Raw genomic sequence first — 16,726 nt, forward strand, 5'->3', positions numbered from 1 at the left:
TGCGGCCATCAGGCAAGCGAAGGACAGTTCGCCATGAGGAAATCGGCTCTTTTCATTCTCGCGTTCGCGGTTGCGGCCCCTGCGAATGCTGCAGACCGCAATCTGCAAGCCGTCGAGCGGCCCGCCCGGGCGATGCAGACGATCTCGTTTGGAAGCGACCCGTTGCAGGCGCTCGACTTCTGGGCCGGCTCGGGGCGCAGCGCGCCGCTAGTGGTGTTCGTCCACGGCGGCGGGTGGAAGCGCGGCGACAAGTCGATGATGCAGGGCTCCGCCAAGCTCGCCGACTGGCAGGCGAAGGGATACGCGGTCGCATCGATAAATTACCGGCTGGTGCCCGTATCGACCGTCGAAGACGAGGCGGCGGACGTTGCCGCGGCGGTAGCATGGCTGCGCTCGCAAAGCGCCCGGCTGGGGATCGACCCGCAGCGGATCGTGCTGGTAGGGCACAGCGCCGGAGCGCATCTCGTCGCGCTCGTCGGCACCGACCCGCAATGGCTGCGCGGCGCGGGAATGGCGCTGGGTGACCTGCGCGGCGTGATCGCGCTCGACGGCGCAGCCTACGACGTCCCGCGCCAGATGTCCGACGGGAACCGGATGATGCAGGGCACCTATCGTCAGGCGTTCGGCACCGATCCCGGACGCCAGCGCGCGTTGTCACCCACGATGCACGCGGCGAGGCCCAATGCCCCCGGGTTCCTGCTGCTCCATGTCGATCGTGCGGACGGCACATCGCAGACCAACGAACTCGGCGCGGCACTGCGCAAGGCGGACACCCCGGTCGAGATCGATGCAATCAATGGCAAGGGCCTGCGCGGCCACATGGAGATCAACCGCAAGCTGGGCGAGCCGGACTATCCGGCGACTGCAATCGTCGATCGCTGGCTGGCAGCGCGGTTCGGGGGCTAGAGCTTGACCGGCTCCGCGCCGTCGAGGCGGTGCGTGCAGCCGAGTGCCGCCGGGTCTTCGCCGTCCTGCAACGCAGCTACCGTTCGCCAGCCGATCGCGCGGAAACGTTCCGCCGCGTCCTCGTCATGGCCGAGCGGCAGGTACAGCGTATCGCGCTGCGGCCCGGCATCGAGCGTGTCGGCCAGCCGGTCGATGAACAGCGAGAACCCGGTCGCAGCCTCGTTGCTACCGCCGATGCGATATGTGCCGCCCCGGCCCAGAGTGCCACGAACCCCCTCGGCATAAAGCGTGAAGCCGAACCAGCTCTGGTATTCGAAGCCGTGCCGCTCGGTCGGATCGAGCGTCAGGCGCGCCTTGCCGCCGACCTTGGCGGCAATCGCCTTGAGGCCCGCGATCCGGCTGGCGAGCGCGCCGCCCGCATCGATCGCCGAAAGCCGCTCAATCGCTTCGTCGAACGGTCCGGCGGCGTAAAGCAACGGCAGGTAGGCTTCACCGCCCGCGCCCTTGAGCGCCCCGGCGTCCTTGGCATCGAGTTCGCGCCGCACCGCTTCGACCTGCGCCGCATCGAGCGGCAACGCCTTCTGCGCCAATGTGTCGACAAGGTCGGGCAGCGTGAAATCGACGCTGATCCCCGTGGCACCCGCCGCTGCCAGCGCGGCGATCGCCACGCTGACGACTTCCGCCGCCGCCGCTTCGCCGTCGCTGCCGACCAGTTCCGCGCCCAGCTGGAGCCGTTGGCGCGCCGGATCGAGCTGGTCGCTCGCGATCGTCGCGGTCTCGCCCGCGTAGCACAGCCGCAGGGGGCGCGGCGCATCGGCCAGACTAGTTGCCGCGATCCGGCCGAGCTGAACGGTCATGTCGCTGCGCAGTGCCAGCATCCGGAGGCTCGCTGGATCGACGAAGCGGAACATCCGCCGGGTGGCAACGCCGTCCATCCGCTCGGCCAGCGAGCGTTCGAATTCGACCAGTGGCGGGATCACCCGGTCATAGCCATGCGCATCCATCGCATCGAGCGCTGCCCGGCGCGCGCGCGCCAGCACCTCCGCCGAGCGCGGCAGGCGATCTTCGAGCCCGATGGGCAGCAGGTCTCTGGTCGGGTCGGTCATGTCCCATGGGGCCTTGTGCAAGTCGTCATCCCCGCAAGAGCGGGAATGACGACGTTTTGCAAGGCTTCCGCCGAGCTCAGAACTCGAGCGCCTTCACGGTCTTGACGCCTTCGAGCTTGCTGGCCTTGTCGATCACGTCCTGCGTGATCGGGTTGTCGACGCTGAGCAACAGCACCGCTTCCCCGCCGGCATCGCGCCGCCCGAGGTGGAAGGTGCCGATGTTGATGCCGCTTTCGCCAAGCAGGGTACCGATGCGGCCGATAAAGCCCGGCGCGTCCTCGTTGACGATATACAGCATATGGCCGGCGAGTTCGGCCTCGATCCCGATCCCGAACATCTCGACCAGGCGTGGGTTTTCGTTGCCGAACAGCGTGCCGGCGACCGAGCGATCGCCCTGGCTGGTGCCGACGGTAACGCGCAGCAGGGTGTTGTACGCGCCTTCGCGCTCGTGCCGGATCGAACGCACGTCGAGCCCGCGCTCCTTGGCGAGGTAGGGCGCATTGACCATGTTCACGGTGTCCGAATACTGCTTCATCAGGCCCGCAAGCACAGCTGCTTCAATCGGCTTGCCCGCCAGTTCCGCCGCCGCGCCTTCGCGCTCGATGCTGATCTGCGTCAGGTTGCCGTGCGCCAGCTGGCCGACCAGGCTGCCGAGGTTTTCGGCGAGCTTCATGTAGGGCTTGAGCTTGGGCGCTTCCTCGGCGCTCAGCGACGGCATGTTGAGCGCGTTGGTGACGCCGCCGTTGACGAGATAATCCGCCATCTGCTCGGCCACCTGCAGTGCGACGTTGACCTGCGCTTCGGTGGTGCTTGCGCCAAGGTGCGGGGTGCAGATGAAGTTCCTTGTGCCGAACAGCGGGCTCTCCTTGGCGGGTTCGCTGGCGAACACGTCAAGCGCGGCCCCGGCGATATGCCCGCTTTCGAGCAAGTCCTTGAGAGCCGCCTCGTCGATCAGCCCGCCGCGCGCGCAGTTGACGATCCGCACACCCGGCTTGGTCTTCTCCAGCCGTTCGCGGCTGAGGATATTGCGGGTCTGGTCGGTCAGCGGGGTGTGCAGGGTGATGAAGTCGGCCCGCGCGAGCAGCGTTTCGAGATCGACCTTCTCGACCCCGAGTTCGACCGCGCGATCTTCGGTCAGGAACGGATCGTAGGCGATCACCTTCATCTTCAACCCCAGAGCGCGGCTGGCGACGATCGCACCGATATTGCCTGCACCGATCAGGCCGAGCGTCTTGCCGGTCACTTCCACGCCCATGAACGCGCTCTTCGGCCATTCGCCGGCCTGTGTGCGGGCATTCGCCTCGGGCAGCTGGCGGGCAAGCGCGAACATCAGCGCGATGGCGTGTTCGGCGGTGGTGATCGAGTTGCCGAACGGGGTGTTCATCACCACCACGCCCCTGCCGCTGGCATAGGGGATATCGACGTTATCGACGCCGATCCCGGCGCGGCCGATGACCTTGAGGTTGGTCGCCGCGTCGAGCACTTCCCTGGTCACCTTGGTCGAGCTGCGGATGGCAAGGCCATCGTAGTCGCCGATGCGCGCGATCAGCTGCTCGGGCGTTTCGCCGGTGATTACATCGACATCACAGCCGCGCTCTTCGAAGATCTTCGCGGCATTGGGGTCCATCTTGTCCGAGATAAGGACTTTGGGCTTGGTCATTTGGGTTCTCCGTACGTCCCCGGGAAAACGGGGACCTCGTGCAATAATTCAGGGGGTCGAGTTCCTGCGGCCCCGCCTGCGCGGGGCCGGCAGTGTCAGGCCGATGCCGCTACGGTGGCGTAGGCCCAGTCGAGCCACGGCTCGAGCGCCTCGACATCGGCAGTATCGACCGTCGCGCCGCACCAGATGCGCAGCCCCGGCGGGGCATCGCGGTAACCGGCGATGTCGTAGGCCGCGCCTTGCTCTTCGAGAGCCTTGGCCATCGCCTTGATCGTATCGGTATCGGCACCGGCGACCGTGAGGCAAACGCTGGTGTTCGAACGGCTCGCAGGATCGGTGGCGAGATGGCCGAGCCAATCGCGCTGCTGCACGATCGCATCGAGGGCAGCGGCATTGGCATCTGCGCGCGCCTTCATTGCGGCAAGGCCACCGAGCGACTTGCCCCATTCGAGCGCGAAGATCGCGTCTTCTACTGCCAGCATCGAAGGGGTGTTGATCGTCTCGCCCTTGAACACGCCTTCGATCAGCTTGCCGCCCTTGGTCAGGCGGAAGACCTTGGGGAGCGGCCAGGAGGGGGTATAACTCTCCAGCCGTTCGACGGCGCGTGGGCCAAGGATCAGCACGCCGTGCGCACCTTCACCGCCGAGCACCTTTTGCCAGCTGAAGGTCAGCACATCGACCTTGTCCCACGCGATGTCCTGCGCGAACACCGCGCTGGTGGCATCGGCAATCGCAAGGCCTTCGCGGTCGGCAGCAATCCAGTCGCCGTTCGGCACGCGCACGCCCGAAGTGGTCCCGTTCCAGGTGAACACCACGTCGTTCGTCCAGTCGACCTGGCCCAGGTCGGGCAGCTGGCCGTAATCGGCCTCGATCACGGTCGGATCGATCTTGAGCTGCTTGACCGCATCGGTCACCCAGCCCGAACCGAAGCTTTCCCACGCCAACGTGGTGACCGGGCGCGCGCCGAGCATCGTCCACATCGCCATCTCGACCGCGCCGGTATCCGAACCCGGCACGATGCCGATGCGGTGCGTCTCAGGCACCTCGAGCACTTCGCGGATCAGGTCGATGCAGTATTGCAGGCGCGCCTTGCCGATCTTCGAGCGATGCGAACGCCCGAGCGATTGGGTGGCCAGTTTGTCGGGGGACCAGCCCGGCGGCTTCGCGCAGGGACCGGAAGAAAAAAACGGACGCGCAGGCTTGCGCGCCGGAACCGTAGTATCAGTCATGTCTGACTCTCCTTGCAGAGAGCACGCGCGGCGTTGGGACCGCGTGGCCCGCTGGCCGCACTAGTGTTGCAGCGCAGCAAGTCAAGCGCATTCGATCAGGACAGGGCATGCAAGGCGAGTCGATCCAACGCGCAATAACAACGCTCTGACGGATGCAGTGCGAAAGGGACGCTTGTGGAAAAGATGAAAGTGAAACGATTTAACCGCACTAAATCATACCTTTACCGCGCAACATAAAAATTTTTAAAGTGCAGCAAAATTGGGTAAGGTCCAGCTCCTCGAAACAGGAGGAAGAGAGGGGTTTTGAAATGGAAAAAATCGGAGGACTCGCAGCTGCTCTTGCAGTGCTGCTGGCGATTATTGCCGGCTTCGTGGCCATTCCCGGGCTCAATGTCGCGCTGATTATTCTCATCCTGGGGATCGTCGGCGGAATCGCCGCCAGCCAGGACGGCGCAGTCAGGATGTTCCTGGGCGTCATCGTGCTTCCGGCTATCGGCACGGCCCTCGGGACCATCCCGGCGATCGGCGAGCACCTGACCACGATCTTCAACAGCCTCGCAGTGGCGGCGGCGGGCGTATCCGCCTCGCTGGTGGCCCGTCGGCTGTATGAAATGGTCATGGGCGCATTCAAGGGGCTTGCCTCCGGCAGCTGACCCTTCGGGACTCACATTGGAGGGGCGGCGTGCGGCGCACGTCGCCCTTTCATTTTGGGCAACGGGGCCAGCCCTCCCCCTCGCCAAGCACGCCAGTCTTCATTATGGGCGCTGCGAATGGAAATGACCGACCTTCGCGTTGCGCTGTTCAGCGGCAACTATGCCATGACCGTGGACGGTGCCAACAAGGCGCTGAACCGGCTGGTCGAGTACCTGCTGCGCCAGGGGGCAGCGGTGCGGGTCTATTCACCGACAATTGCCGAGCCGCCGTTCACGCCGCAGGGTGACCTGGTTTCGCTGCCCTCGTTCGCCATTCCGGGCCGCAATGAATACCGTGTGCCGATGGGCATCAACACCAGCATCAGGCGCGATCTCGAAGGGTTCGCGCCCAATGTCCTGCACATCGCCTCGCCGGACTTCAGCGCGCGCGAGGCCGCCAAGTGGGCGCGCGACCGAAGTATCCCGGTAGTTGCCAGCGTGCACACCCGGTTCGAGACCTATCCCCAGTATTACCGCATGGGGTTCCTCGAACCGGTCATCGAAGCGTGGCTGCGCAAGCTCTATCGCCGGTGCGACGCATTGCTCACACCGTCACCGAGCATGATCGACACGCTGCGCTCGCAAGACATGAATGACGATATCGGGCTGTGGAGCCGCGGGGTCGAGCACGCGATCTTCAATTCCGAGCGACGCGATCTTGCATGGCGGCGCAAGCTTGGAATCGCCGATGACGAAGTAGCGATCGGGTTTCTCGGGCGGCTGGTGCTCGAAAAGGGCCTCGACATCTTCGGCGACACGATCCTCGAACTCAAGAAGCGCAGCATCGCACACAAAGTGCTGATCGTCGGCGATGGCCCGGCGCGTAAGTCATTCGCCGAGCGGGTGCCCGATGCCTGTTTCGCGGGCTTCCAGACCGGAACCGATCTCGGCCGCGCGGTGGCTTGCATGGATGTACTGCTCAACCCCTCGGTCACCGAGACTTTCGGCAACGTTACGCTCGAAGCGATGGCGTGCGGCGTTCCGGTCGTCGCTGCCGATGCAACAGGGGCTGCGAGCCTCGTCGACAATGGTGTGACCGGCTACCTCGTCGCACCGCGCGATGTCTCCGCCTATGCGGACAAGCTTCAGGGCTATGCCGCCGATCCCACGCTGCGCAAGGCGCACGGCGCGGCTGGCGAAAAGAAGGCCGAAGCCTTCGAGTGGGACACGATCAACCAGGCCGTAGCCGACACCTACCTGCGGGTGCTGGCCCACAAGGGCAAGTCGACCGGCAACTAGCGCAGGACGCCCGCCGTGCTCTGGCGCACGATGTACCACAGCAGCAACAGTTGGACGGCCCAAATCACCGCGTTGAAAATGTGAACTCCGGGCGTGTCGATGCTCGCGGGCATTGTCGAGGTATATTGCACCAGCGTCATCACCGCGAGGCCGAGCAGGCCGACAAGCAGCGAGTGAAACGCATAGCGGCTGCGCGCCAGCACCAGGATCGACGCGACGAACGATCCCCACACGCCAAACGCCCAGAAGGCGACCTGCCATGCCGGAAAGCCCAGGAAATAAGCCCGGGTTTCGGCATCGAATTGCGCGAGATAGGTGTCCGGGAAAGCGTGGGTGCCGACATAATCGGCCACTCCGCCGAAGTTGAACAGCAAGGTCAGCAGGCCAACGACCCACAGGTGCCACGGTGCACGCGGTTTTGCAGCAGAAGCCATTTCGATCCTCCCCCGATCGTTTTGGTCGGGGAAGGATAGCACTTAACGATGCGGGGGCAAATCGCTGCTGGACCCACCCGCGCAAACGGTCACAGCCGTTCGATCTTCTTGGCGAGCTCATCGATCAGGTCGACAATCTCGTTGAGCCGATCGCCGTGCAGGTTGCCTTGCGCCCGGTGCATCCTGAGCGCGTTACGCAGGTTTTCCATCGCCCGCTGGATATGGAGGTGCGGAGAGCCGCGCCGTTCCTCGCCAAACGAGCCGAGGCGCTCCATGATCGCTTCGACATCGTCGGATTTGTCAGCCAATTCCGCCCGCCCTGCATCGGTCGCGGCAAACGCCTTGCGCGGGCTGTCGTCGCCCTGCTCCTCGATCAGGCCTTCGTCGGCGAGCATCTGGAGCGTGGGATAAACCGCGCCCGGGCTCGGCGCGTAAGCACCCCCGGTCAGATCCTCGATCGCTTTGATCAATTCGTAGCCGTGGCGCGGTTCGTCGGCGAGCAGCTGGAGCAACGCCAACCGCAATTCGCCGTGACCGAACATTCGCCCACGCCGGTGCCGTCCGCGTCCGCCGAAGCGGCCGCCGCCACCGCCGAATGGTCCGCCGGGTCCGAACGGGCCATCTTCGCCAAAGGGTCCATCGGGGCCAAACGGGCCTTCGGGGCCGAAGACCTTTGCGAATTCGCGTTCGGCCTTTTTCCAGCCGTTCCGCGCACCACGCGCTTCATGGCAGCGCCTTCCTTGATGTCTCATATTCGTATTCCTTTCGATGCTTCACGATATATCTTAGTAATAACGAACTTCAAGACCCCCTCGCCAAAAAATTCGCCTGCCCCTATTTGCTTCCGCGATGGCCGACCTTTTTGCCAACGATCCGCCTCCGGGCACTGCCTTCGCTGAGCCGCGCGAGGATGCGCCGCTGGCTGACCGGCTTCGTCCGCATTCGCTGGCGGATGTCGTCGGGCAGGAGCACCTGACCGGCCCCGAGGGCGCGATCGGGCGGATGGTCGCGGCGGGCAAGCTTTCGAGCATGATCCTGTGGGGGCCGCCCGGTACCGGCAAGACGAGCATCGCCCGGCTGCTCGCCGAAGCGGTGGGAATGCGCTTCGAAGCGGTCAGCGCGGTATTCTCCGGGGTTGCCGACCTCAAGAAGGCATTCGCCGCCGCCGACAAGGCCGCCGCAGCCGGCCAGCGAACGCTCTTGTTCGTTGACGAGATCCACCGCTTCAACCGCGCCCAGCAGGACGGCTTCCTGCCGTTCGTCGAGCGCGGCACGGTCACGCTGGTCGGCGCGACGACCGAGAACCCGAGCTTCGAGCTCAACGCTGCGCTGCTCAGTCGCGCGCAAGTGCTGGTGCTCCATCGGCTCGACGCAGCCGCGCTCGAACAGCTGCTCGCCCGCGCCGAGGAGCTCGAAGGCCCGCTTCCCCTCACCGATCAAGCCCGGACGGCCCTGATCGCCAGCGCCGACGGCGACGGGCGCTTCCTGCTCAACCAGGCCGAAACGCTCTACGCCGCGAGCATCCCGGAACCGCTCGATCCGGCGGCGCTCGGGCAATTCCTCCAGCGGCGCGTGGCGGTCTACGACAAGGACCGCGAGGGGCATTACAACCTCATCTCCGCGTGGCACAAATCGATCCGCGGGTCCGACCCGCAGGCAGCGCTCTATTATCTCGCGCGGATGCTGGTGGCGGGCGAGGAGCCGCTGTTCGTGCTGCGCCGGATGGTCCGTGCGGCAAGCGAGGATATCGGCCTCGCCGATCCGCAGGCGCTTACCCAATGCCTTGCGGCGAAGGACGCCTACGAATTCCTCGGCAGTCCGGAAGGCGAACTGGCGATTGTGCAGGCGTGCCTCTACCTCGCCACCGCGCCCAAATCGAATGCCGCCTACAAGGCGCAGAAGGCCGCGTGGAAGAGCGCGAAGGAAACCGGCAGCCTGATGCCGCCGCAAAACATCCTCAACGCGCCGACCAAGCTGATGAAGGATATCGGCTACGGCGAAGGTTACGCCTACGACCACGATGCCGAAGGCGGGTTTTCCGGCGCGAATTACTGGCCCGAAGAGATGGAGCCGCAAGCGTACTACGCCCCGGTCGAGCGCGGGTTCGAGCGCGAGGTGAGGAAGCGCCTCGAATACTGGGACAAACTGCGGCGAGAGCGCGCGGGCGCATGAAGCCTGGCCGCTTCCGGCATTTCCTCGCGATCGACTGGTCCGGCGCGGTCGGCCCGCGGCAGAAGGGAATCGCGCTCGCGCTGACCCGCGCCGATGGCGGGCCGCCAGTGCTGGTCGATCCGGGGCGCGGGTGGAACCGGGAAGACGTGCTGGCGATCCTGCGCGAAGACCTGCCTGAAGATACGCTGGTGGGCATGGACCTCGGGATCGCCCTGCCCTTCGCCGATACGGGCGCGTTCTTCCCCGGGTGGAACCGCAGCCCACCCGATGCCAAGACGCTGTGGGCATTGATCGACGAACTCTGTGCCGACGACGAACATCTCGCCGCGACGAGCTTCGTACGCCACCCGCAAGCCGCGCGCTATTTCCGCCATTCGCGGGAACACGTCGGCGACCGGTTCCACTTGTCCGATGCAGCCACCCGCGAGGGCCGCTTTCGCCTCGCCGAACACGCCCAGCGCGCGCAAGGCGTGCGTCCGGTGAGCAACTTCAACCTCGTCGGCGCGGCCCAGGTCGGCAAATCGAGCCTGACGGGGATGCGCCTACTTCACCGGTTGGAAGGCTGCGTGCCGGTTTGGCCGGTCGACCCGCTACCCCAGAGCGGCTCAGTTATCGTGGAGATGTACACTTCGCTCGCCGCGCAGGGTGCCGGTGTGCGCAAAGGGGCAAGCAAGATCCGCACCTTTGAGGCGCTCAATGATGGGCTGGACTTGCTTGGTTGCCCGCCCGTAACCGGCAGCGGGCCAATCGACGACCATTCGTCCGATGCCCTCGTCACCGCTTCATGGCTGCGCACCGTGGCGCACGATCCGGCCTATTGGAATCCGGCAGGACTGAAGCCAGAGATTGCCTGCACCGAAGGCTGGACGTTCGGCGCGTTATAAACCGCCCTATCGCTTCGCTACTTGAGGGAGTATTTGCGGCCCTACCGCTTCGCTACTTGAGGGCAGGAACACATTGCACTAGGGCTCCGCATCCTTCGGGGAACGCCGGCTTAGCTCAGTTGGTAGAGCACCTGATTTGTAATCAGGGGGCCGCGGGTTCGAATCCTGCAGCCGGCACCAGTTTTTCGAGAATCGCAAATGTCCGGGGGACATTCGTGGCCGAAAAACTCCCAAGCGAAGCGCGGGAGGCAGCGAAGCGCAAGCGAGGGGCAATTGTCTGCCCGGACTGCACCCGCGAAGCGCTATCCCCGCCCGCGATATGGCGCGACGCCTTGGTCGGGCACCCACAGCCCCTCGGGCACCGGGCCAGTCTGCCAGAACACGTCGATCGGGATGCCGCCGCGCGGGAACCAGTAGCCGCCGATACGCAGCCACGTTGGTTGCATTTCGCCGCGCAGCCGGTGGCCGATGCCGACCGTCACATCCTCGTGGAAGCCCGCATGGTTGCGGAAGCTGGCGAGGAACAGCTTGAGGCTCTTCGATTCGACGATCGTATCGGCCGGGGCATAGTCGATCACCAGGTGCGCGAAGTCGGGCTGGCCCGTTACCGGGCACAGCGAAGTGAACTCGGGCGCGGTGAACCGGACGCAATACAGCGATCCGCGCCGCGGATTGGGGACATAATCGAGCTGCGCCTCGTCGGGTGAAGCGGGCAAGGGGCTGGTCTGCCCGAGGTGCAGGGTGCTGGGTGTGTCGCTCATGCCGCGCATCTTGCGCGAAACGCGCTCGCAGGCAAGCGAGCGGTGGACTTGGCGCTTTCATTGCCTATTCACCGCCGCCGCAACACTGCGTTGCACCGCTTGCATCATGCCATGAAGAAAACGCTCGTCTCCGGTCTGCTCGCAATAGCCCTCGCTGCCCCGCTCGCGGCGCAGGATACGACCGTGCCGCCGCAGCAATCGCCGGGGACGTTCAGTCTGCCGCCCGCGCCGAGCCCGACGCCGACAACAAGCGACGTGCAAGGGCCGATCGACCCGCAGGCCCCTTACGAAACCCGCCCGCGCGCCGAAGTGCCCGCGCCTTCGCCGACGCCGCGACCCACGCCGACCGCCGCGCCGACCGCATCGCCCACCCCGGGGCAGACTTCGGTGCGCCTCAACGGCAGCTCGCTGCCGCGCTTTACCCCGGCGCCGTCCCAGACCGGAAACGGAAGCTCGGACAGAGCCAACGCTTCGCCCGAGATCGAGATCACGCCGACCGATACCCTTGCGCAACCAACTGTCGCACCACCGCCCGAATCGGCAAGTGCGATGCCCAGCGCGCCTCCGGCAGCAGCTACCGTAACCGCGATGCCGAGCGGCGCTGGCCGTTCGGATAACTTGTTCTACGCCCTGGTCGCGCTCGCCGCGCTCGCGGTAGGAGCGCTTGCCATCGTGTTCCTGCGACGGCGGCAGGTAGCGAACTCCCGGCCGCCCGAAATCGTCCGCCCGCGGCCGGTCATGCCACTGGAGTCCAATTCCGGCCCTGCCAAAGCCACTCCCGCCAAGCCGCCAGCACCCAGTCCAGCGGTCCCTGCGCGATCCCCGGTGCTGGTCGAAGCCGTGCCGATGACCTTGAGTCGGTCGATGATGAATGCCACGCTGGAGGTGCATTTCGCGTTGACCAATCGCAGCGGGCATCCGCTGAGCGACGTCGCGATAGAAGCCGACCTGATCAGTGCGCATGGGCGCGAACCGGCCGAACGCCAACTGGCCGACCCCGCCGCCAGCCTGCCCGCAATCCAGCAGGTCGGTCCGCTCGAGATCGAGGGGCGCACCGAATTCGATGCTCGCATCTTGTTGCCAGTCGGAAAGATCAGGCCGCTGGCGCAGTCGGGCGGCCAGCCCTATGTCCCGCTGCTACGCGTGCGCGTGACCGCAGAAGGAGAACAGCCGAGCGCGCGGACTTTCCTCATCGGCAAGATTGCGCCTGCCCAGCCGACGCGCGTGATGCCGTTCCAACTGGACGAGATGCCGCAGGTCCACAGCGATATCGGATTGAAGCCGCTCGACTGACCGCGTCCCCGCCGCTAGGTCTGCACGCGATGGACACGCTCGTATCGACCGACTGGCTGGCGCGCGAACTCGGTGCCACCGACCTGGTGGTGCTCGATGCTTCGCGACACCTTCCCGCCGCTGGTCGCGATCCGGGAGCCGAATTTCTAGATGGACACATCCCCGGCGCGCGGTTCTTAGACCTTGGGCGGCTCACTGATCCCGCGTCGCCGGTCGGCGCGACTTTGCCGGGGTCCATTCAGGCCTCCGTCGTCTTGGGCGCACTTGGCCTCGAGCGCGAACAACGAATCGTGATTTACGACGACAGCGCGGTGAAGACCTCAGCGCGCGCATGGTTCATACTTGCCGGCTATGGCTTTGAGCATATTGCAATCCTCGACGGTGGGATCGCCAAATGGCGAGCGGAAGGCCGACCGATCGCAAGCGGCAAGGCCGATCTTGAACCGCGATTGCTTCCGCCAACAGAGTTTCAAGGTAACGTCCGGCGGAAGCAGCAGATGCTCGCCAACCTCGCCACCCGCACCGAACAGGTCATCGACGCGCGCGATGCCGGTCGCTTCACCGGCGAGACGATCGACACCGTGCACAACCTGCCGGGCGGGCACATACCGGGCGCGCGCAACGTGTTCTTCGCCGAGCTCTACAATCCCGACGGCACCTTGCGCCCAAACGACGAGCTGCGCAGCGCGTTCGAAGCCGCCGGAGTGGATCTTGCCGCGCCGATCGTCACCAGCTGCGGCAGCGGCGTGACCGCGTGTGCGCTCCTGTTCGCGCTCGACCGGTTGGGCAAGCGCGACACTGCGCTCTATGACGGCAGCTGGAGCGAATGGGGGGCCGATCCGGCCACACCCAAGGAAACGGGGCTCGCCGCCTGACGATGGCCAAGGACAAACACGACGATATCCGCCCCGCGACTCGCCTCGTCACCGGAGGGCGCCGACCAGAATGGACGGGGGCGGTGGTCAACCCGCCTGTCTGGCGCGCCAGCACACACCTTTACGAAGACACCGCCGCTCTTAAGGAAGGCAAGAAGGGTAACCGCGACGGGCGGTTCTTTTATGGTCGCCGGGGGGCCCCGACCCAGTGGGCCCTGGCCGAGGCGCTGACGGAGCTTGAACCGGGCGCGGCGGGAACGGTGCTCTACCCCAGTGGCGTCGCCGCGCTTTCCGGCGCGTTGCTGGCGGTGCTGAAGCCCGGCGACGTGCTGCTGGTGACCGACAATGCCTACGATCCCACGCGGACGATGGCGACCGGGCTGCTCAAGCGATTCGGGGTCGAAGCGCGGTTCTTCGATCCGCTCGACCTCGATGCGTTCGCCGATGCGTTTTGCGACCGCACCCGCGCGGTGATGCTCGAAAGCCCCGGCAGCCTGACGATGGAAGTGTGCGACGTACCTGCGATGGCGGCCATCGCGCGCGACAAGGGCGCGGTCAGCCTGCTCGACAACACCTGGGCCAGTTCGCTCGGCTTCGCCGCTCTCAAGCATGGATGCGATATCGCGATCCAGGCGCTTACCAAGCATGTCGGCGGGCATTCGGACCTTATGATGGGCAGCGCGACGGCTGCCGAACCGTGGCACACCCGGCTGCGCCGCACCGCGCAGGCGCTTGGCCATGTGGTCTCGCCCGACGACGCGGCCCTTGCCACCCGTGGACTGCGCACGATGGGCATCCGGCTTCGGCAGGAAACCGAGAGTGCACTGGCACTCGCCGAATGGCTCGAAACGAGACCCGAAGTCGGCAAGGTAATGTGTCCGATGCTGCCAGGCTCACCCGGACACGAGCTGTGGAAGCGTGACTTTACCGGCGGCTGCGGGTTGTTCAGTTTCCTGCTGACGACCGATGACGATGCCGCGCGCGCGCGCTTTATCGACGCGCTCGATTTGTTCGGCATCGGCTATTCGTGGGGCGGGTTCGAAAGCCTCGCGCTGCCGGTCGACCCGGCCTTCGACCGCACGGCTACGCCTTGGCCGCCAGCCGGGTGGGCTGGTGACAAGGCGCTCGCAATCCGGCTATCGATAGGCCTCGAAGACCCCGACGACCTGCGCGCTGACCTGGAACGCGGGTTTGCCGCCATGGAGAATACATGATTTCCTTGCTGTCAGCCGCCGCTGCCACGCTTCCCACGCCAAGTGCTGTCCCTAGCGACATAGCGAGCGACATGGCCAAGCCGAGCGATGTAGCGACCGATGCGGGAGTGAAGGCGGCCGAAGGGATCAAGGCAGCGGTCGGTAGCAAGAGCGCGACCGTCGGAGACGTGATCCAGTCGCTCGACAACATCGCGATCAACATCGGCAATTTCCACTTCTCGGTGTGGGACGCGATCGTCGTGCTGATCGTGATCGGCGTGGTCTATGTGCTGGCCTGGTCGATCAGCAAGGGTGCCCGCGCGATGCTGCGGCGGATGACGCGGCTTGACGTGACCCAGCGCATCCTTGCCGAAAAGCTGGTTACCCTCGCAGTGTGGGGAATCGCGATCCTTTCGGGGATGAACTTCCTCGGCATCGACCTGACTGCGTTGACGGTGTTCTCCGGCGCCTTCGGCCTCGCCATCGGCTTCGGCCTGCAGAAGACCTTCGGCAACCTGATTGCCGGGATCATCCTGCTGATGGACCGTTCGATCAAGCCGGGCGACGTGATCGCGATTGCCGACGCGGCCGGCAATTCGACCTTCGGCCAGATTCGCAAGATCGGCATCCGCGCCGTTTCGTTGGTCACGCGCGACCAGAAGGAATACCTGATCCCGAACGAAAACCTGATGATCAACCAGGTCGAGAACTGGTCCTATTCGTCGAAGAACGTGCGCATCCAGGTGCCCGTAGGGGTATCCTACAATTGCGATATCAAGCTGGCCGAAAAGCTGATGCTGGATGCCGCCAAAAGCGTGCCGCGTATCCTCAAGACTCCCCCGTCGACAGTCTGGCTGGACGGATATGGAGACAGTTCGGTCAACTTCATAATCCAGTGCTGGATCGACGATCCGGAGGATGGAATCGGCAATATCCGGTCCGAAGTACTCAAGAAACTATGGGACCTGCTGGCCGAAAACGGTATCGAAATCCCGTTCCCGCAACGCGATCTCAACTTGCGTAATAACGACGAGTTCCAGCAACTTGTCGCCGCCATCTCGCAACGCGTCGAACTGGGCGGATCGAAGTCAGATTAGAACTTGCGAGTTATCTGAAATAGCTCCGCTTCGCAGGTAATTACGGAAGCTTTCAAAAACTTCGCTTCTCTGCCGGACAGGCATTCTGGTTGGCGCAAACCCGGCCACGCGACCATTTGCGACCCGCTATGGAAGCGATCGGAACAGTCTATCTCGTTGGTGCAGGACCGGGTGATCCGGACCTGCTGACGCTGCGAGCGGCGAGCCTGCTCGAGCGAGCGCGTATTGTCGTGCACGACGGGTTGGTCGATCCGCAAGTACTTGCACTTGCCCCTGCCGATGCGCGGCTGGTTTCGGTCGCCAAACGGCGCGCGCACCACACTCTCCCGCAAGAAGATATCTGCGCGCTGCTTGTGCGTGAAGCGCTTGCCGGCAACGATGTCGTACGGCTCAAGGGCGGCGACCCGCTGGTGTTCGGGCGCGGCGGCGAAGAGGCCGAGGCGTGCCGTGCGGCTGGCGTGCCGGTAGAGATCGTCCCGGGGATCAGCGCCGCCAACGGTGCCGCAGCTGCTGCGCAGATCGCCCTGACCCATCGCGATGCCGCCAGCGTGGTCAGCTTCGTCGCCGGACAATGCAAGGGCCTGTCAGACCAGGACTGGACCGGGCTGGCCGGCAAGGGCCGTACGCTGGTCATCTACATGGGCGTGAAGACGGCCCCGGCAATCGCCGAGAAGCTGATCGCAGACGGTCTCGCACCCGACATGCCCTTGGCAGTGATCGAGAACGCCTGCCGCCCGCAGATGCGGGTGCTGCGCGGCCCGCTTGCCGCGCTCCCGGACATCGTCGTGCGCGAAGCGGTCCAAAGTCCCGCGCTGATCGTGATCGGCCAAGTTACCGCGCGCGAAGATCACGCGCTCGCCACTCTCGCGCTGGAGGCGCAGTCATGAAAATCATTACCGGCAACGACCTGAAGAGCGGCGCGGTGACCTGGTGGACCGGCTACGAATGGTCGCTCCACGTCGCCGATGCGATCGATGCGGGCGACAACGCCGAAGCGATCGCCGCGCGCGAGGAAGCTGCACGCCGGGTCAACGCGCCCTACGTGATCGCGGGAGAAGTGAATGCCGAAGGCAACGTCCGCCCCGCGCATATCAAGGATCGCATCCGTGCGCTGGGCCCGACCGTGCGCCCTGACCTCACCGTCAAACCGGCCGATCCCGCCATCGGCACCTGGGTTATCTAGGG

The 16,726-nt window shown here is 65.2% G+C and carries 17 protein-coding genes and 1 tRNA gene; 12 read left to right on the forward strand and 6 right to left on the reverse strand.

Annotation, left to right across the window (positions count from 1 at the left end; genetic code table 11):
• Positions 1 to 33 precede the first annotated feature (33 nt).
• On the forward strand, positions 34 to 906 hold the full coding sequence (locus CJO11_RS03895; protein ID WP_095011539.1) for an alpha/beta hydrolase: 873 nt from the start codon (positions 34 to 36) through the stop codon (positions 904 to 906).
• Here the strand turns inward: CJO11_RS03895 and CJO11_RS03900 are convergent.
• The 3 genes from CJO11_RS03900 to CJO11_RS03910 form a co-directional block, all read right to left on the reverse strand.
• Positions 903 to 2,012 (reverse strand): ATP phosphoribosyltransferase regulatory subunit, encoded by a 1,110-nt coding sequence (locus tag CJO11_RS03900; protein ID WP_095011540.1) that lies wholly within the window; start codon positions 2,010 to 2,012, stop codon positions 903 to 905. The genes CJO11_RS03895 and CJO11_RS03900 overlap by 4 nt on opposite strands.
• 76 nt (positions 2,013 to 2,088) lie before the next feature.
• Positions 2,089 to 3,672 (reverse strand): phosphoglycerate dehydrogenase, encoded by a 1,584-nt coding sequence (gene serA / locus CJO11_RS03905; RefSeq protein WP_095011541.1) that lies wholly within the window; start codon positions 3,670 to 3,672, stop codon positions 2,089 to 2,091.
• 95 nt (positions 3,673 to 3,767) lie between these two features.
• Positions 3,768 to 4,901, reverse strand: a complete 1,134-nt coding sequence (locus CJO11_RS03910; protein ID WP_095011542.1) for a phosphoserine transaminase — start codon at positions 4,899 to 4,901, stop codon at positions 3,768 to 3,770.
• 308 nt (positions 4,902 to 5,209) lie between these two features.
• On the opposite strand from CJO11_RS03910, the gene CJO11_RS03915 reads away from it, so the two are divergent.
• Positions 5,210 to 5,554 carry a hypothetical protein gene (locus CJO11_RS03915; protein ID WP_095011543.1) on the forward strand — a complete coding sequence of 115 codons (345 nt, stop codon included), beginning with the start codon at positions 5,210 to 5,212 and terminating at the stop codon, positions 5,552 to 5,554.
• A 117-nt stretch (positions 5,555 to 5,671) separates the two neighbouring features.
• Complete coding sequence (locus tag CJO11_RS03920) at positions 5,672 to 6,832, forward strand: glycosyltransferase family 4 protein (protein ID WP_095011544.1); 1,161 nt, start codon at positions 5,672 to 5,674, stop codon at positions 6,830 to 6,832.
• Here CJO11_RS03920 and CJO11_RS03925 read toward each other — a convergent pair.
• On the reverse strand, positions 6,829 to 7,266 hold the full coding sequence (locus CJO11_RS03925; RefSeq protein WP_095011545.1) for a hypothetical protein: 438 nt from the start codon (positions 7,264 to 7,266) through the stop codon (positions 6,829 to 6,831). The two genes, CJO11_RS03920 and CJO11_RS03925, sit on opposite strands and share 4 nt — an antisense overlap.
• A gap of 89 nt (positions 7,267 to 7,355) precedes the next feature.
• On the reverse strand, positions 7,356 to 8,018 hold the full coding sequence (locus tag CJO11_RS03930; RefSeq protein ID WP_095011546.1) for a PadR family transcriptional regulator: 663 nt from the start codon (positions 8,016 to 8,018) through the stop codon (positions 7,356 to 7,358).
• A 97-nt stretch (positions 8,019 to 8,115) separates the two neighbouring features.
• Between CJO11_RS03930 and CJO11_RS03935 the strand changes: the two genes are divergently transcribed.
• The 3 genes from CJO11_RS03935 to CJO11_RS03945 all read left to right on the forward strand — a co-directional run bounded on the left by CJO11_RS03935 (position 8,116) and on the right by CJO11_RS03945 (position 10,502).
• Complete coding sequence (locus CJO11_RS03935) at positions 8,116 to 9,438, forward strand: replication-associated recombination protein A (RefSeq protein ID WP_095011547.1); 1,323 nt, start codon at positions 8,116 to 8,118, stop codon at positions 9,436 to 9,438.
• The gene (locus tag CJO11_RS03940) at positions 9,435 to 10,322 is read left to right on the forward strand and encodes a hypothetical protein (RefSeq protein ID WP_095011548.1); all 888 of its coding nucleotides are present in this window, start codon (positions 9,435 to 9,437) and stop codon (positions 10,320 to 10,322) included. The genes CJO11_RS03935 and CJO11_RS03940 overlap by 4 nt, the downstream gene beginning before the upstream one ends.
• 104 nt (positions 10,323 to 10,426) lie before the next feature.
• A tRNA-Thr gene (locus tag CJO11_RS03945) sits at positions 10,427 to 10,502 on the forward strand.
• Positions 10,503 to 10,624: 122 nt separating this feature from the next.
• On the opposite strand, the gene queF is transcribed toward CJO11_RS03945, so the two are convergent.
• The gene (gene queF / locus CJO11_RS03950; protein WP_095013200.1) at positions 10,625 to 11,083 is read right to left on the reverse strand and encodes a preQ(1) synthase; all 459 of its coding nucleotides are present in this window, start codon (positions 11,081 to 11,083) and stop codon (positions 10,625 to 10,627) included.
• A gap of 111 nt (positions 11,084 to 11,194) precedes the next feature.
• Between queF and CJO11_RS03955 the strand changes: the two genes are divergently transcribed.
• The 6 genes from CJO11_RS03955 to CJO11_RS03980 all read left to right on the forward strand — a co-directional run bounded on the left by CJO11_RS03955 (position 11,195) and on the right by CJO11_RS03980 (position 16,724).
• A complete protein-coding gene (locus CJO11_RS03955) occupies positions 11,195 to 12,376 on the forward strand; it encodes a hypothetical protein (protein WP_095011549.1) in 1,182 nt (393 codons plus the stop codon).
• Between the two features lie 29 nt (positions 12,377 to 12,405).
• A complete protein-coding gene (locus CJO11_RS03960) occupies positions 12,406 to 13,251 on the forward strand; it encodes a sulfurtransferase (protein WP_095011550.1) in 846 nt (281 codons plus the stop codon).
• A 2-nt stretch (positions 13,252 to 13,253) separates the two neighbouring features.
• Entirely contained in the window at positions 13,254 to 14,465 is a 1,212-nt protein-coding gene (gene metC, locus CJO11_RS03965; protein ID WP_240504555.1) for a cystathionine beta-lyase, read from the forward strand.
• Positions 14,462 to 15,541 carry a mechanosensitive ion channel family protein gene (locus CJO11_RS03970; protein ID WP_095011552.1) on the forward strand — a complete coding sequence of 360 codons (1,080 nt, stop codon included), beginning with the start codon at positions 14,462 to 14,464 and terminating at the stop codon, positions 15,539 to 15,541. The genes metC and CJO11_RS03970 overlap by 4 nt, the downstream gene beginning before the upstream one ends.
• Before the next feature lie 128 nt (positions 15,542 to 15,669).
• On the forward strand, positions 15,670 to 16,428 hold the full coding sequence (cobA, locus tag CJO11_RS03975; RefSeq protein WP_095011553.1) for a uroporphyrinogen-III C-methyltransferase: 759 nt from the start codon (positions 15,670 to 15,672) through the stop codon (positions 16,426 to 16,428).
• Positions 16,425 to 16,724: a DUF2849 domain-containing protein gene (locus CJO11_RS03980; RefSeq protein ID WP_095011554.1), complete on the forward strand. Its 300-nt coding sequence runs from the start codon at positions 16,425 to 16,427 to the stop codon at positions 16,722 to 16,724. Before cobA ends, CJO11_RS03980 begins: the two co-directional genes overlap by 4 nt.
• Positions 16,725 to 16,726 lie beyond the last annotated feature (2 nt).

This window comes from Tsuneonella mangrovi (assembly GCF_002269345.1).
Classification (GTDB): domain Bacteria; phylum Pseudomonadota; class Alphaproteobacteria; order Sphingomonadales; family Sphingomonadaceae; genus Tsuneonella; species Tsuneonella mangrovi.

What these genes read in the sequence shown, in the direction of transcription:
- CJO11_RS03895 (WP_095011539.1), top strand. Translation starts at nt 34, where the DNA reads ATGAGGAAATCGGCTCTTTTCATTCTCGCGTTCGCGGTTGCGGCCCCT.
- CJO11_RS03900 (WP_095011540.1), bottom strand. Translation starts at nt 2,012, where the DNA reads ATGACCGACCCGACCAGAGACCTGCTGCCCATCGGGCTCGAAGATCGC.
- serA (WP_095011541.1), bottom strand. Translation starts at nt 3,672, where the DNA reads ATGACCAAGCCCAAAGTCCTTATCTCGGACAAGATGGACCCCAATGCC.
- CJO11_RS03910 (WP_095011542.1), bottom strand. Translation starts at nt 4,901, where the DNA reads ATGACTGATACTACGGTTCCGGCGCGCAAGCCTGCGCGTCCGTTTTTT.
- CJO11_RS03915 (WP_095011543.1), top strand. Translation starts at nt 5,210, where the DNA reads ATGGAAAAAATCGGAGGACTCGCAGCTGCTCTTGCAGTGCTGCTGGCG.
- CJO11_RS03920 (WP_095011544.1), top strand. Translation starts at nt 5,672, where the DNA reads ATGGAAATGACCGACCTTCGCGTTGCGCTGTTCAGCGGCAACTATGCC.
- CJO11_RS03925 (WP_095011545.1), bottom strand. Translation starts at nt 7,266, where the DNA reads ATGGCTTCTGCTGCAAAACCGCGTGCACCGTGGCACCTGTGGGTCGTT.
- CJO11_RS03930 (WP_095011546.1), bottom strand. Translation starts at nt 8,018, where the DNA reads ATGAGACATCAAGGAAGGCGCTGCCATGAAGCGCGTGGTGCGCGGAAC.
- CJO11_RS03935 (WP_095011547.1), top strand. Translation starts at nt 8,116, where the DNA reads ATGGCCGACCTTTTTGCCAACGATCCGCCTCCGGGCACTGCCTTCGCT.
- CJO11_RS03940 (WP_095011548.1), top strand. Translation starts at nt 9,435, where the DNA reads ATGAAGCCTGGCCGCTTCCGGCATTTCCTCGCGATCGACTGGTCCGGC.
- queF (WP_095013200.1), bottom strand. Translation starts at nt 11,083, where the DNA reads ATGAGCGACACACCCAGCACCCTGCACCTCGGGCAGACCAGCCCCTTG.
- CJO11_RS03955 (WP_095011549.1), top strand. Translation starts at nt 11,195, where the DNA reads ATGAAGAAAACGCTCGTCTCCGGTCTGCTCGCAATAGCCCTCGCTGCC.
- CJO11_RS03960 (WP_095011550.1), top strand. Translation starts at nt 12,406, where the DNA reads ATGGACACGCTCGTATCGACCGACTGGCTGGCGCGCGAACTCGGTGCC.
- metC (WP_240504555.1), top strand. Translation starts at nt 13,254, where the DNA reads ATGGCCAAGGACAAACACGACGATATCCGCCCCGCGACTCGCCTCGTC.
- CJO11_RS03970 (WP_095011552.1), top strand. Translation starts at nt 14,462, where the DNA reads ATGATTTCCTTGCTGTCAGCCGCCGCTGCCACGCTTCCCACGCCAAGT.
- cobA (WP_095011553.1), top strand. Translation starts at nt 15,670, where the DNA reads ATGGAAGCGATCGGAACAGTCTATCTCGTTGGTGCAGGACCGGGTGAT.
- CJO11_RS03980 (WP_095011554.1), top strand. Translation starts at nt 16,425, where the DNA reads ATGAAAATCATTACCGGCAACGACCTGAAGAGCGGCGCGGTGACCTGG.